Below are 13,624 nucleotides of genomic sequence, written 5' to 3'. Positions count from 1 at the left end.
GAGCCCGCTCGCATGAATGCACAGACCCAGCGCCGGCAGATCGCCGGTCCGGCCGGCGAGATCGAATGCGCCATCGATGAACCCGCGGTCGACGCGGGCCCGCTGCGCGGCGTGGTGGTGATCTGCCACCCGAATCCGACGCAGGGCGGCACGATGGACAACAAGGTGGTGCAGACGATCGCGCGTGCGTTCGTGCACCTGGGCTATCGCGCGGTGCGCTTCAACTTCCGCGGCATCGGCAAGTCGGCCGGCGCCTGGGACGAAGGCCGCGGCGAGGTCGACGACGCGCTGGCCGTGATCGCCGCGTTCCGCGATCCGGCGCAGCCGCTGGCACTGGCCGGCTTCTCCTTCGGCGGCTTCGTCGCGTCGCAGGCGGCGCTGAAGCTCGAGCAGCCCGCGGAGCGTCTGCTGCTGGTCGGTCCGGCCGCGAGCCGCTTCGGCGTCGCGACGGTGCCGGCCGATACCGTCGTGATCCACGGCGAACAGGACGATGTGGTGCCGCTGAGCGCGGTCTTCGACTGGGCGCGCCCGCAGGCGCTGCCGGTCATCGTGGTGCCCGGTGTCGGGCATTTCTTCCATGGGCAGTTGCCGCTGCTCAAGAACTTGGTGCTGCGCGGCTGGCATGCCGTCGGCGACGCGCGCACCTGAGGATTCCTCCCGAATGAAACGCTTCCTTGCCTCCCTGGCCCTCGGCTTGGGCCTGTCCAGCTTCGTGATGACGACCGGCGCCTCGGCGCAGGCGCTGACGCCGCCCGAGATCGCGGCGCGCAACTTCGTCCTGCTGGACCTGACGACGCACCAGACGCTCGCCGAGCGCGACGCCGATACGCCGCAGGATCCCGCCTCGCTGACCAAGCTGATGACGGCGTACGTCGTCTTCGACGCGCTCAAGGCCAAGCGCCTGACGCTGGACCAGACGCTGACCGTCTCCAAGCGCGCCTGGGACGAGCGCAAAGGCGACCCGTCGCTGATGTTCATCGACACGACCATGACGCCCAAGGTCGACGAGCTGCTGCGCGGCATGATCATCCAGTCGGGCAACGACGCGTCGGTCGCGCTGGCCGAAGGCGTGGGCGGCACCGTCGAGCAGTTCGTCGCGATGATGAACAAGCAGGCGCAGGCCTGGGGCCTGAAGAACACCGCGTTCAAGAACGTCACCGGCATCACGGAGCCCGGCCACAAGACGAGCGCGCGCGACATCGCGGTGATCTTCTCGCACGTGATCCAGGACTTCCCGCAGTACTACGCCGACTACTACTCCAAGCGCGAGTACACCTTCAACAAGATCCGCCAGTCCAACCGCAACATGCTGCTGGGCCGCGATCCGTCGGTGGACGGCGGCAAGACCGGCTACACCGATGCGGCCGGCTACTGCCTGGCCGCCAGCGCGCAGCGCGACGTGCCCAACGGCAAGCGCCGCCTGCTGAGCGTGGTCATGGGCACGGCCTCGAAGGAGGCGCGCGCGACCGAGAGCCAGAAGCTGCTGAACTGGGGTTACTCGGCCTTCGACGCGGTGCGCCTGTTCGAGAAGAACCAGCCGATCACGACCGTCAAGGTCTGGAAGGGCGCCGTGCCGGAAGCCAAGCTGGGCGCGGCCGACGCGGTCTTCGTCGCGGTGCCGCGCGGCGAGGGCGGCAAGCTCAAGACCGACATTCAGCGCACCGACCCGCTGGTCGCGCCGCTGGCGCTGAACCAGCGCGTGGGCACGCTGAAGGTGACGACCGCGGGTGGCGCGCCGGTGGCCGAGGTGCCGCTGGTCGTGCAGCAGGAGGTGCCGCTGGCCGGCATCTTCGGCCGCGCCTGGGACGCGATCCGGCTCTGGATCAAGTAAGACCCGAAGACCCGCGGGTCGGCGAGGTGCTGGCGCCATGGCCCGGTCGGGCCGTGGCGACGGGCCTGTCGGCCAAGGCCCCTCGCTTGCCGGGGTTGGCGAGCCGGGCCGGCGGCGTACAGTCGGTGGCTTCGGCGTGACCACACAGCGGGAGCCACTGATGACCATGCCCTGGGTTGACCTGCCCTGCTACCTGAACGGCCACCTGGGCCGGCTCGGCGATGCCCGGGTGCCGGTGATGGACCGGGGATTCCTCTTCGGCGACGGCGTCTACGAGTCGATCCCCGTCTACGCGCGCCGGCTGTTTCGCGTCGACGACCACCTCGACCGGCTCGGTCGCAGCCTGAAGGCGTTGCGCATCGAGGACCCCTACGAGCGTGAAGCCTGGCTGGACCTGTTCCGCAGCCTGGTCGCGCACCTGCCGGAGGTCGAGGACCAGATGATCTACCTGCAGGTCACCCGCGGCGTCGCGGCGCGCGGCCATGCGATGCCCAAGGACCTGGAGCCGACGGTGCTCGCGTACACACAGCCGCTGCACGCGCTGACGCCGGAGCAGCGCCACCAGGGCCTGAGCTGCGTGACGGCGCGCGATTTCCGCTGGCAGCGCGGCGACATCAAGAGCATCTCGCTGCTGGGCAACGTGCTGGCGCGGCAGGCGGCCGCCGATCAGGACGCCGACGAGACCGTGCTGATCCGCGACGGCTACGTGACCGAAGGCTCCAGCAGCAACGTCTGGATCGTGCGTGACGGTGCGCTGCTGACGCCGCCGCCGGGCGAGACGCTGCTCGAAGGCATCCGCGTGCGTCTGCTCAAGGAGCTCTGCGAGGAACTCGGCATCGCCTGCAACCTGCGCCCGATCGCGGAGACCGAGCTGAGCACCGCGGACGAGATCCTGCTGACCTCCGCCAGCAAGGAAGTCGCACCGGTCACGCGGCTCGACCACGACCAGGTCGGCCATGGCGCGCTGCGCGGCAAGCCGGGCCCGGTCTACGCAAAGCTCCACGAGGCCTATCAGCGCGCCAAGGTCTTGCAAAGCCGCTGACCGACTCCACTTGAATTCCCCATCATGACCAGCTTCAACAACGCCCCGATCCCGCCCGAGCAGTCGCTCATCGAGTACCCGTCGCAGTTCCCCATCAAGGTGATGGGCGCGCATGTGGAGGGCTTCGTCGAGGCGATCGTCAGCGTCGCGCAGCAGTTCGATCCGGCCTTCGACGTGTCGAGGGTGGAGAAGCGCCCGAGTTCGGGCGGCAAGTACCTGGGCGTGACGATCACCGTCACCGCCACCAGCCGCGAGCAGCTCGACGAGCTCTATCGCACGCTCACCACGCACCCGATGGTGAAGGTGGTTCTCTAACGCTCAGACCGAGCCGGCGTCGGCGGCCAGCGCGTCGTCGACCGCCTTGAGCTTGTACGGTGCGGCCTCGTCGCCGTTGCGTGCCGCGATGTCGTACCAGTAGCGCGCCAGTCGCAGATCGCGCTCGACACCCAGGCCCGACTCGTACATCGACGCGATCAGGTACTGCGCGCCGACGTCGCCGCCCTTGGCCGCTTCGCGGTACCACTGCGCGGCCTGCGGGAAGTCTTTCCCGGCACCACGACCGAGATAGAACGCGGTGGCCACGGCCACCTGCGCGTCGACGCTGCCGTGCTCGGCCGCCTTCAGGTACCAGGACTGGGCCTGGACCAGATCGGGTTTGCCGTCCTCGCCCTGCTCATAGAACTGACCCAAGGCCAGCTCCGCGCGCACAAGACCGCGACCGGCTGCGCGTACCAGCAACCGGCGGGCGAGCTTGGCATCGGGCTTCGGCACTTCCGCGCGCAGATGCATCATCGCGAGGTTGTAGTCGCCCAGTGCCAGGCCTTGCTGCGACAGCGCGCGGAACTGCTTTTCAGCGGCACGGAGGTCTCCGCGCTCATAGGTCGCGAGGGCCTGTTCGAGCGTGACGCTGGCGGCCGACGCGGTGCCGCCCTGCAGCGCGAGGCAGCAGACCGCGAGCGCGGCAAGGGCCGTGATGTGACGCGGCATGGCGCGGCTCCTGAATGTCCCGATGCCGGCGATGCTAGAGCCATCGCGGCTAGCATGCCGGGATGCTGATCAAGACCCTGGGCCGCGTCGACTATGCGGCCACGCTGGAGGCGATGCGCGCTTTTACCGAGACGCGCGGTCCGGACACGCCGGACGAGCTCTGGCTCTGCGAATTCGACCCCGTCTACACCCAGGGCCTGGCCGGCCAGGCCGACAACGTCCTGGATCCTCAAGGCATTCCGGTGGTGCAGACCAACCGCGGCGGACAGGTGACGTACCACGGCCCCGGTCAGGTGGTCGCCTACCCGCTGGTGGACCTGAAGCGGCTGGGCATCTTCGTCAAGGAATACGTGTTCCGACTCGAGACCGCCGTGATCCAGACGCTGGACGGCTTCGGCGTGACGGGTCACCGCGTGGCCGGGGCGCCCGGCATCTATGTACGGCTGGACGACCCGGGGGCGCATGCCGCCCTGACCGGGCCGGCCAACCCGGCGGACCCGTTCCGCGGACTGGGCAAGGTCGCGGCGCTGGGGATCAAGATCAGCCGGCACTGCACGTATCACGGCGTCGCGCTGAATGTCGCGATGGACCTGAAGCCCTTCCTGGGCATCCATCCGTGCGGATACGCAGGGCTTCAAACGGTGGACCTCGGTACACTCGGGGTTTTCACGGACTGGGCCACGGTGGCCCAGCGGTTCGGAGATCGGCTCTCAGCCCAGCTCCAACCCTGAGGCCCGGAACAAGGCAACCGAGAGAACGCCTGATGGCAACCGAGAACGTCACCCACGAAGCCAAGAGCGCGTCCGACTACGACGCGACCGCCAAGCAGAAGGCGCAAGCCAAGACGGCGCGGATCCCGATCAAGATCATTCCGGCGGAACAGCTGAAGAAGCCGGACTGGATCCGGGTGAAGGCCGGTTCGCCGTCGACGCGCTTCTACGAGATCAAGCAGATCCTGCGCGAGCACAAGCTGCACACGGTCTGCGAGGAAGCGTCCTGCCCCAACATCGGCGAGTGCTTCGGCAAGGGCACGGCGACCTTCATGATCATGGGGGACAAGTGCACGCGGCGCTGCCCGTTCTGCGACGTCGGCCACGGCCGGCCGGATCCGCTGGACGTGGACGAGCCGCTCAACCTGGCCAAGACGATCGCGGCGCTGAAGCTGAACTACGTGGTGATCACCAGCGTGGACCGCGACGACCTGCGCGACGGCGGCGCCGGCCATTTCGCCGAGTGCATCCGCAAGGTGCGCGAGCTGAGTCCCCGCACGCAGATCGAGGTGCTGGTGCCCGACTTCCGCGGCCGCATGGACCGCGCGCTGGACATCCTGAAGGCCGCGCCGCCGGACGTGATGAACCACAACCTGGAGACCGCGCCGCGCCTGTACAAGGAAGCGCGTCCGGGCTCGGACTACCAGTTCAGCCTGAACCTGCTGAAGCGTTTCAAGGAAGCGGTGCCGGGCGTGCCGACCAAGAGCGGCATCATGGTCGGCCTGGGCGAGACGGACGAGGAGATCCTCCAGGTCATGCGCGACATGCGCGCCCACGACATCGACATGCTGACGATCGGGCAATACCTGGCCCCGTCGGGTCACCATCTGCCGGTGCGTCGCTACGTGCACCCGGACACCTTCAAGATGTTCGAGGAAGAGGCCTACAAGATGGGCTTCACGCACGCGGCGGTCGGCGCGATGGTGCGCTCCAGCTACCACGCGGACCAGCAGGCGCATGCCGCGCTGGAGAAGGTGGAAGCGGAGAAGGCTTCCGCGGCCTGACCCATCGAACGCCATGAAAAACGGCTCCCTGGCGGGAGCCGTTTTGCTTTGATGCGCTGCCGCGGTCCTGCTTCGGCTGGGGAGAACGCCCTTGAGCGCCCGTCAGGCCGGCGTCCAGCGCCCCGCCACGTTCTTCAGCAGCAGGTTGATCGCCGCCAGCTGACGGTTGCGGACCGACAGCAGCGAAGCCTCCGCGTTGAAGGCGCTGTTCTGCGCGGTCGTGACGTCCAGGAAGGACACCGTGCCCGCACGGTACTGGTCCGTCACCAGTTCGAGGTTGCGCTGCGCGGCGTCGAGCGCCTCCTGCTGCAGCCGCGCTTCCTCGCGCAGATGGTTGGTGAGGATGAGGTTGTCCTCGACCTCCTGCAGCGCCGTCAGCACCGTCTGGCGATAGGTCGACGTCGCGACCTCCGCGCTCGTGCGCGCCTGCGCGCTCGCCAGCTTGCGCTGGCCGCCGTCGAAGATCGCCTGCGCCAGCGACGGGCCCAGCGACCAGAACAGGTTGGGCGCGGACAGCAGGTCCGTCAGCGTGCTGTTGCGATAGCCGGCGCTGCCCGACAGCGTCAGCGACGGGAAGTACGCCGCGTCCGCGACGCCGATCTGCGAGTACGCCGCCGCCACGCGCCGCTGCGCGGCCGCGATGTCCGGCCGGCGCTCCAGCAGCTGCGAAGGCAGCATCTCCGGCACCGCCGGCGGCTTGGGCAGCGCCGCGTTCTTCGCCAGGTCCAGCGCCGACGGCGGCAGTCCCAGCAGCACCGCGATCGCGTGCTCCAGCTGGCCGCGCGTCGAGCGCGTCTCCAGCAGCTGCGCCTCCGCCGAGCGCAGTTGCGTCTGCGCCTGCAGCACGTCGCTGCGCGCGGCGACGCCGCTCTGGTAACGCGCCTGCGTGAGGTCGAGGAAACGCTGATACGCCTTCACGCTGCGGTCGTAGAGCGCTTCCTGTGCTTCGGCGGTCCGCAGCGAGAAGTAGGTCTGCGCCAGCGTGGCCTGCGCGCTGAGCCGGGCCGCGGCGAGGTCGTCGGCGCTCGCCTGCAGCGAGGCGCTCGCGCCCTCGCTCGCCAGGCGCAGCCGTCCCCAGAGGTCGGGTTCCCAGCTCGCGTTCAGCGAGGCCTGCACGCTGTTGGTCGGTCCGCGGTTGATCGAGCCGTTGGTGACATTGCCGTCCGGGCTCGCGCTGCGCGTGCCTGAGACGCCGACGGACAGCGTGGGGAACAGCGCCGAGCGGCTCGCCTCCAGCGCGGCGCGGGCGCCGGCCACCTGCGCGATGGCCGCCTTCAGATTCTCGTTGCCGATCACCAGCCGGTGCTGCAGGTCGTTGAGCACGGGGTCGTCGAACAGCGTCCACCACTGCTCGGGCACCGGCTCCGCGGCGGCGGGGCGCGCCTGCTTCCAGAGCGCGTCTTCCTTGAACTGCGCCGGCGCCGCGACCGGCGCGGGCGGATCGACGCGCGTCATCGCGCAGCCGCTCATCAAGGCGATCAGCGCCGCGGACGCCGCCGCTGCCGCGATCGTGGTGAGGGCCGCGCGCGGGCGGGCGGAGGGGGCATTCATCATCATCGGGGTCTGCATGTCTCAGCCCTGCAGGGTCGGAGCCGGGGGCGGCTCGGGATTCATCGGGGGCGCGGCGTTCGAGGCCTTGGCGACCTTCGCGGCGCGCCTGGCCGCGCGGCGCTTCATCACGCGCTGGCGCAGCCGCTCCATCGTCACGAAGACGACCGGCGTCGTGTAGAGCGTCAGCACCTGGCTCAGGATCAGGCCGCCGACGATCGCGATGCCCAGCGGCTTGCGCAGCTCGGCGCCGTCGCCGCTGCCCAGCGCCAGCGGCACCGCGCCGAAGATCGCGGCGAAGGTCGTCATCAGGATCGGCCGCAGCCGCAGCTTCGCGGCGCGGAAGATCGCCGCGCCCGCCGTCAGGTGCGCCGTCGTGCGCTGCCGCGCGATGGCGAAGTCGATCATCATGATCGCGTTCTTCTTGACGATGCCGATCAGCAGGATCACGCCGATCAACGCGATGATCGAGAACTCCGTGTTGAACATCATCAGCGCCAGCAATGCGCCCACGCCCGCCGACGGCAGGGTCGACAGGATGGTCACCGGATGCACCAGGCTCTCGTAGAGCATGCCCAGCACCAGGTAGATCGCGATGATGGCCGCGCCGATCAGGATCGGCTGCGACTTCAACGCGTCCTGGAATGCGTTGGCCGTGCCCGCGAAGGTGCCGCGCACCGAGACCGGCACGCCCAGCTCCGACATCGCGTTGCCGATCGCGTCCGTCGCCTGCGACAGCGACACGCCCTCGGGCAGGTTGAAGCTGATCGTCGATGCCGGCGAGCCGCTCTGGTGGTTCACCGACAGCGGCGTGTTGGTCGTCTCGAAACGGCTGAACGCCGACAGCGGCACCTGCGCGCCCGTGCTGCTCGTGACGTAGAGCTTGCGCAGCGTCTCCGGCCCCTGCAGGTACTGCGGGGCCAGCTCCATCACCACGCGGTACTGGTTCAGCGGGTTGTAGATGACGCCGACCTGGCGTTGGCCGAAGGCGTTGTTCAGCGTCGTGTCGATGGTGCTCACCGTCACGCCCAGCCGCGCGGCCGCGTCCCGATCGATGACCAGCGAGGTCTGCACGCCCTTGTCCTGCTGGTCGGTGTTGACGTCGGTCAGGTCCGGCAGTTGCGACAGCGCGTTGCGCACGCGCGGCTCCCATTCGCGCAGGACCTCCAGGTCGTCCGCCTGCAGCGTGAACTGGTACTGCGCGTTGGCCTGCCGGCCGCCGATGCGGATGTCCTGCACCGGCACGAGGAACAGGTTGGCGCCGGGCTCATGCGCCATCTTGTCGCGCAGCCGGTTCACGACCTGGTCCGCCGAGACCTTGCGTTCCTTCAGCGGCTTGAGCGTGATGTAGAAATTCGCGCCGTTGCGCTGCCCGCCGCCGGTGTTGCCGTTGACGTTCTCCACCGCCGGATCGGACAGGATGATCTCCATGAAGCGGTCGACCCGCTTGCGCATCATCTCGAAGGAGCTGCCCTGGTCCGCCTGCACGCCGCCGATCAGCACGCCGGTGTCCTGCTGGGGGAAGAAGGTCTTGGGGATCGCGCCGTAGAGATGCACGTTCAGGGCGACCACCGCCACCAGCGACAGCAGCGCCACCGGCTGGTGCCGCAGCGTCCACATCAGCGAGCGCCGGTAGCCGCGCGCCAGCGCGCGGTTGAACCGTCCCGCGGCGCGCGCGAACCAGCCCTTGCGTTTCGTCGCGGCGCCCGGCTCGGGTTCCTTGCGCGGCTTCAGCACGCGCGAGGCCATCATCGGCGTCGTCGTCAGCGACACGATCATCGACACCAGGATGGAGGCCGACAGCACGACGGCGAATTCGCGGAACAGGCGCCCGACGACGCCGCCCATCAGCAGGATGGGGATGAACACCGCCACCAGCGACAGGCTGATCGAGATCACCGTGAAGCCGATCTCGCGCGCGCCGCGCAGCGCGGCCTCGACGGGCTGCAGGCCCTGCTCGATGTAGCGGGTGATGTTCTCGAGCACCACGATCGCGTCGTCCACGACGAAGCCGGTGGCCACCGTCAGCGCCATCGCCGACAGGTTGTCCAGGCTGTAGCCGCACAGGTACATGACGCCGAAGGTGCCGGCCAGCGACACCGGCACGGCCACCGCCGGCAGCAGCGTCGCGCGCCAGCTGCGCAGGAACAGCAGCACCACCAGGATGACGAGGCCGACCGCGATCGCCATCGCGCGCTGCACCTCGTCCAGCGAGGCGCGGATGGTGGGCGTGCGGTCGCTGATGACCTTGAGGTCGATCGCGGGCGGGATGGAGGCCTGCAGCCGCGGCAGCAGCTCGCGCACGTGCTGCACCGTCTCGATGATGTTGGCGCCCGGCTCCTTCTGGATGAACAGCAGGATCGCCGGCTGGCCGTTGGAGGCGCCGTAGTTGCGCACGTCCTGGACCGAGTCGCTGACGTCCGCCACGTCGCGCAGCCGCAGCGCGGCGCCGTCGCGGTAGGACAACACCACCGGCGCGTATTCGGAGGCGGTGCGCGCCTGGTCGTTCGCGCCGACCTGCCAGTAGCGGCCCGACTGCTCGACCGCGCCCTTGGGCCGGTTGGCGTTGGTGTTGGTGATGGCCTGGCGCACCTGGTCGAGCGAGATGCCGTTGGCCGCCAGCTTGTCCGGGTTGAGCTCGACCCGCACCGCGGGCAGCGCGCCGCCGCCGACATTGACCTGCCCGACGCCGCCGACCTGCGCCAGCCGTTGCGCGAGCACGGTCGATGCGGTGTCGTACATCTGGCCGCGCGTCAGCGTCTGCGAGGTCAGCGCCAGGATCATGATCGGCGCGTCGGCCGGGTTCACCTTGCGGTAGGTCGGGTTGCTCGGCATGCCGGTTGGCAGCAGCGTGCGCGCCGCGTTGATCGCGGCCTGCACGTCGCGCGCGGCACCATCGATGTCGCGGCTCAGGTCGAACTGCAGCGTGACGTTGCTCGATCCCAGCGCTGAACGCGACGTGATCTCGGTGACGCCCGCGATGCTGCCGAGCGCGCGTTCGAGCGGCGTCGCCACCGTCGCGGCCATCGTGTCCGGGCTCGCGCCCGGCAGCGAGGCGGACACTGAGATCGTCGGGAAGTCCACCTGCGGCAGCGGCGCAATCGGCAGGAAGTGATACCCGAGCATCCCCGCCAGCGCGATGCCGATCGTGATCAGCGTCGTCGCGACCGGCCTCGCGATGAACGGCGCCGAAATATTCATGGAGCACCCCGATCGCCGGGTACGGCGATCGACCCTCCGAGAGGGTCGGGCCCGGCTTGGGGCGGCCCGGCGCTCGGGCCCGTCGCCTCCGATCCAGAGCCCGAATCCGACCCAGGACTGCGGCGACGCTCGCGCCAGCGCTGCGCCATCTGCGCGAAGCCCAGGTAGATCACCGGCGTCGTGAACAGCGTCAGCAGCTGGCTCACGATCAGGCCGCCGACCATGGTCACGCCCAGCGGGTGCCGCAGTTCATGGCCGACGCCGGTGCCCAGCATCAGCGGCAACGCGCCCAGCAGCGCGGCCATCGTCGTCATCAGGATGGGGCGGAAGCGCAGCAGCGAGGCCTGGTGGATCGCGGCGCGCGGCTCGAGTCCCTGCTCGCGCTCGGCCTCGAGCGCGAAGTCGATCATCATGATCGCGTTCTTCTTGACGATGCCGATCAGCAGCACGATGCCGATGATCGCGATGATCCCCAGGTCCAGCCCGCCGAGCAGCAGCGCCAGCAGCGCGCCGACGCCGGCCGACGGCAGCGTCGACAGGATGGTGACCGGGTGGATGTAGCTCTCGTAGAGCACGCCCAGCACGATGTACATCGTGACCACCGCCGCCAGGATCAGGAACAGCGTGCTCGACAGCGAGTTGCTGAAGGCCTCCGCCGCGCCCTGGAAGCTGGTCTCGACGCTGATGGGCAGGTCGAGCTGGGCCTGCTCCGCCTTGATCGCGTTCACCGCATCGCCGAGCGCGACGCCCGGCGGCAGGTTGAACGAGATCGTCGCGGCCGGGAACTGCGCGACGTGGTTGATCGCCAGCGCGGCGGGGCGCTCGACGATCTGCGCGACCGAGCTCAGCGGCACCTGAACCGAGGTGGTCGACGCCGTGCCGGTGGCGCCGGTCGTTGTCGTGCTGCCGGGCACGTACAGGCCTTCGAGCGCGCGCGGTCCGCTGCGGAACTCCGGCGCCGCTTCGAGCACGACCCGGTACTGGCTGGACTGCGTGTAGATCGTCGAGATCAGCCGCTGGCCGAAGGCGTTGTAGAGCGCGGTGTCGATCGCCGCGATCGTCACGCCGAGCCGGCCGGCCGCCTCGCGGTCGATCTGCACCCAGGCCTGCAGGCCCTGGTTCTGCAGGTCGCTGGCGACGTCGGCCAGCTGCGGCAATTGCTTGAGCCGCTCCAGCAACTGGTCGTTGGCCTTCTGCAGGTCGCCCGAGTCGGGCGAACTCAGCAGGAACTGGTACTGCGTCTTGGAGATGCGGTCCTCGATCGTCAGGTCCTGCACCGGCTGCATGTAGGCGGTGATGCCCGGCACCTGCCGGTTCGCGTCGCCCAGCCGCGCGATGATCTCCGTCGCGGACGCGTGACGCGCCGAGAACGGCTTCAGCGTGATCTGCATGCGGCCGGTGTTCAGCGACGCATTGGCGCCGTCGACGCCGATGAAGGACGCGATGTGGTCGACGTCGGGATCCTTCAGGAAGACCTCGGCGAGCTTCTGCTGGCGCTCGCTCATCGCGTCGAAGGAGGTGCTCTGCGTCGCCTCGGTGATGACCTGCAGCAGGCCGGTGTCCTGCACCGGGAAGAAGCCCTTGGGCACGACGACGTACAGCAGCGCCGTCAGCGCCAGCGTCCCGAAGAAGCCCAGCAGCGTCAGCACCGGACGGTCCAGCACCCAGTCCAGGCCGCGGCCGTAGGCCCGGATCATGGCGTCGAACTTCTCGCCGAACCAGGTGCCCAGGCGCGAGTGCTTCTGCTCGACCTCGGGCTTCAGCAGCCGGGCGCTCATCATCGGCGTCAGCGTCAGCGAGACGAAGGCCGAGATCAGGATGGACACCGCCAGCGTGATCGCAAACTCATGGAACAGGCGGCCGACGACGTCGCCCATGAAGAGCAGCGGGATCAGCACCGCGATCAGCGAGACCGTCAGCGAGATGATGGTGAAGCCGATCTGCTTCGAGCCCTTGATGGCCGCCTCCATCGGCGAGTCGCCCTCCTCGACGTAGCGGGCGATGTTCTCGATCATGACGATCGCGTCGTCGACGACGAAGCCGGTCGAGATGGTCAGCGCCATCAGCGTCAGGTTGTTGATCGAGAAGCCGGCGAGGTACATCACGCCGAAGGTGCCGATCAGCGACAGCGGCACCGCGACGCTCGGGATCAGCGTGGCGCTGCCGCTGCGCAGGAACAGGAAGATCACCGCCACCACCAGCACGATCGCGAGCAGCAGCTCGATCTCGGTGTCGTCGACCGAGGCGCGGATCGTCGTCGTCCGGTCGGACAGGATCTGCACGTCCACGGACGCGGGCAGTGTGCCCTGCAGCTTGGGCAGCAGCGCCTTCACGCGGTCGACGGTCTGGATCACGTTGGCGCCGGGCTGACGCTGCACGTTCAGGATCACGCCGGGCGTCGTGTCGGCCCAGGCCGCCAGGCGCAGGTTCTCGGCGTCGTCGACGATCTCCGCGACGTCGTTCAGGCGCAGCGGGTTGCCGTTCTTCCAGGCGATGATCAGGTTCTGGTATTCGGCGGCGGAGCGCAACTGGTCGTTGGCATCGATCGTCGACGCGCGCTGCGCGCCGTCGAAGCTGCCCTTGGCCTGGTTGACGTTGGCGGAGGCGATGGCGCTGCGCACATCGTCCAGCGACAGTCCCAGCGCGGCCAGCGCGCGCGGATTCGCCTGGATGCGCACGGCGGGCCGCCGGCCGCCGGCGATGCTCACGAGGCCCACGCCGTCCACCTGCGACAGCTTGGGTGCGAGGCGGTTCTCGACCAGGTCGTGGACCTTGATCACCGGCAGCGATGGCGAGGTCACGGCGATCGTCATCACCGGCGCGTCGGCCGGGTTGACCTTGCTGTAGACCGGTGGCATCGGCAGATCGCTGGGCAGCAGGTTGCTGCCGGCGTTGATCGCGGCCTGCACTTCCTGCTCGGCGACGTCCAGCGACAGGCCCAGCGAGAAGCGCAGCGTGATCACCGAGGCGCCGCCTGAACTCGACGAGGTCATCTGGCTCAGGCCCGGCATCTGGCCGAACTGACGCTCCAGCGGCGCGGTGACGGTGGTCGAGATGACGTCGGGGCTCGCGCCCGGATAGAGCGTCGTGACCTGGATGGTCGGGTAGTCGACCTCCGGCAGCGCGGACAGCGGCAGCAGCCGGTAGGCGAGCAGGCCGGCCAGCAGGATGGCCAGCATCAGCAGCGAGGTCGCGACCGGCCGCTCGATGAAGGGACGGGACGGGTTCATGGCCATGGCCG

10 protein-coding genes are annotated in these 13,624 nt (G+C 69.1%); 6 read left to right on the top strand and 4 right to left on the bottom strand.

The features are described 5' to 3' along the window. The first annotated feature begins 12 nt into the window (after window positions 1-12). From AC1VNM_RS19525 to AC1VNM_RS19510, 4 genes are all read left to right on the top strand, one after another. Complete coding sequence (locus AC1VNM_RS19525) at window positions 13-648, top strand: alpha/beta hydrolase (protein WP_483107999.1); 636 nt, start codon at window positions 13-15, stop codon at window positions 646-648. Window positions 649-661: 13 nt separating this feature from the next. After that, the gene (locus AC1VNM_RS19520) at window positions 662-1,831 is read left to right on the top strand and encodes a D-alanyl-D-alanine carboxypeptidase family protein (protein WP_377159713.1); all 1,170 of its coding nucleotides are present in this window, start codon (window positions 662-664) and stop codon (window positions 1,829-1,831) included. Window positions 1,832-1,991: 160 nt separating this feature from the next. Then, the gene (locus AC1VNM_RS19515; RefSeq protein ID WP_377159715.1) at window positions 1,992-2,873 is read left to right on the top strand and encodes a D-amino acid aminotransferase; all 882 of its coding nucleotides are present in this window, start codon (window positions 1,992-1,994) and stop codon (window positions 2,871-2,873) included. 24 nt (window positions 2,874-2,897) lie between these two features. After that, window positions 2,898-3,188, top strand: coding sequence for a DUF493 family protein (locus AC1VNM_RS19510; protein WP_377159717.1), 291 nt, complete (start codon window positions 2,898-2,900; stop codon window positions 3,186-3,188). A gap of 3 nt (window positions 3,189-3,191) precedes the next feature. Here the strand turns inward: AC1VNM_RS19510 and AC1VNM_RS19505 are convergent, their stop codons facing one another. Beyond that, window positions 3,192-3,860 carry a tetratricopeptide repeat protein gene (locus AC1VNM_RS19505; protein ID WP_377159719.1) on the bottom strand — a complete coding sequence of 223 codons (669 nt, stop codon included), beginning with the start codon at window positions 3,858-3,860 and terminating at the stop codon, window positions 3,192-3,194. Between the two features lie 62 nt (window positions 3,861-3,922). On the opposite strand from AC1VNM_RS19505, the gene lipB reads away from it, so the two are divergent. Further along, window positions 3,923-4,591 (top strand): lipoyl(octanoyl) transferase LipB, encoded by a 669-nt coding sequence (gene lipB / locus AC1VNM_RS19500; protein WP_483107998.1) that lies wholly within the window; start codon window positions 3,923-3,925, stop codon window positions 4,589-4,591. Between the two features lie 32 nt (window positions 4,592-4,623). Continuing rightward, window positions 4,624-5,634 carry a lipoyl synthase gene (lipA, locus tag AC1VNM_RS19495; protein ID WP_421036719.1) on the top strand — a complete coding sequence of 337 codons (1,011 nt, stop codon included), beginning with the start codon at window positions 4,624-4,626 and terminating at the stop codon, window positions 5,632-5,634. Window positions 5,635-5,736: 102 nt separating this feature from the next. On the opposite strand, the gene AC1VNM_RS19490 is transcribed toward lipA, so the two are convergent. From AC1VNM_RS19490 to AC1VNM_RS19480, 3 genes are read right to left on the bottom strand one after another with little or no spacing between them, the layout of a single operon-like run. After that, window positions 5,737-7,203 carry an efflux transporter outer membrane subunit gene (locus AC1VNM_RS19490; protein WP_483107997.1) on the bottom strand — a complete coding sequence of 489 codons (1,467 nt, stop codon included), beginning with the start codon at window positions 7,201-7,203 and terminating at the stop codon, window positions 5,737-5,739. Between the two features lie 3 nt (window positions 7,204-7,206). After that, entirely contained in the window at window positions 7,207-10,383 is a 3,177-nt protein-coding gene (locus tag AC1VNM_RS19485) for a multidrug efflux RND transporter permease subunit (RefSeq protein ID WP_483107996.1), read from the bottom strand. Next, complete coding sequence (locus AC1VNM_RS19480) at window positions 10,380-13,613, bottom strand: MdtB/MuxB family multidrug efflux RND transporter permease subunit (protein ID WP_483109310.1); 3,234 nt, start codon at window positions 13,611-13,613, stop codon at window positions 10,380-10,382. Before AC1VNM_RS19480 ends, AC1VNM_RS19485 begins: the two co-directional genes overlap by 4 nt. Between the last annotated feature and the right edge of the window lie 11 nt (window positions 13,614-13,624).

This window comes from Mitsuaria sp. MSU3D (assembly GCF_056867975.1).
This window is presented reverse-complemented; position numbering and strand designations above follow the sequence as displayed.

What these genes read in the sequence shown, in the direction of transcription:
- AC1VNM_RS19490 (WP_483107997.1), bottom strand. Translation starts at nt 7,203, where the DNA reads ATGCAGACCCCGATGATGATGAATGCCCCCTCCGCCCGCCCGCGCGCG.
- AC1VNM_RS19485 (WP_483107996.1), bottom strand. Translation starts at nt 10,383, where the DNA reads ATGAATATTTCGGCGCCGTTCATCGCGAGGCCGGTCGCGACGACGCTG.
- AC1VNM_RS19480 (WP_483109310.1), bottom strand. Translation starts at nt 13,613, where the DNA reads ATGAACCCGTCCCGTCCCTTCATCGAGCGGCCGGTCGCGACCTCGCTG.
- AC1VNM_RS19515 (WP_377159715.1), top strand. Translation starts at nt 1,992, where the DNA reads ATGACCATGCCCTGGGTTGACCTGCCCTGCTACCTGAACGGCCACCTG.
- AC1VNM_RS19510 (WP_377159717.1), top strand. Translation starts at nt 2,898, where the DNA reads ATGACCAGCTTCAACAACGCCCCGATCCCGCCCGAGCAGTCGCTCATC.
- AC1VNM_RS19525 (WP_483107999.1), top strand. Translation starts at nt 13, where the DNA reads ATGAATGCACAGACCCAGCGCCGGCAGATCGCCGGTCCGGCCGGCGAG.
- AC1VNM_RS19520 (WP_377159713.1), top strand. Translation starts at nt 662, where the DNA reads ATGAAACGCTTCCTTGCCTCCCTGGCCCTCGGCTTGGGCCTGTCCAGC.
- lipB (WP_483107998.1), top strand. Translation starts at nt 3,923, where the DNA reads ATGCTGATCAAGACCCTGGGCCGCGTCGACTATGCGGCCACGCTGGAG.
- AC1VNM_RS19505 (WP_377159719.1), bottom strand. Translation starts at nt 3,860, where the DNA reads ATGCCGCGTCACATCACGGCCCTTGCCGCGCTCGCGGTCTGCTGCCTC.
- lipA (WP_421036719.1), top strand. Translation starts at nt 4,624, where the DNA reads ATGGCAACCGAGAACGTCACCCACGAAGCCAAGAGCGCGTCCGACTAC.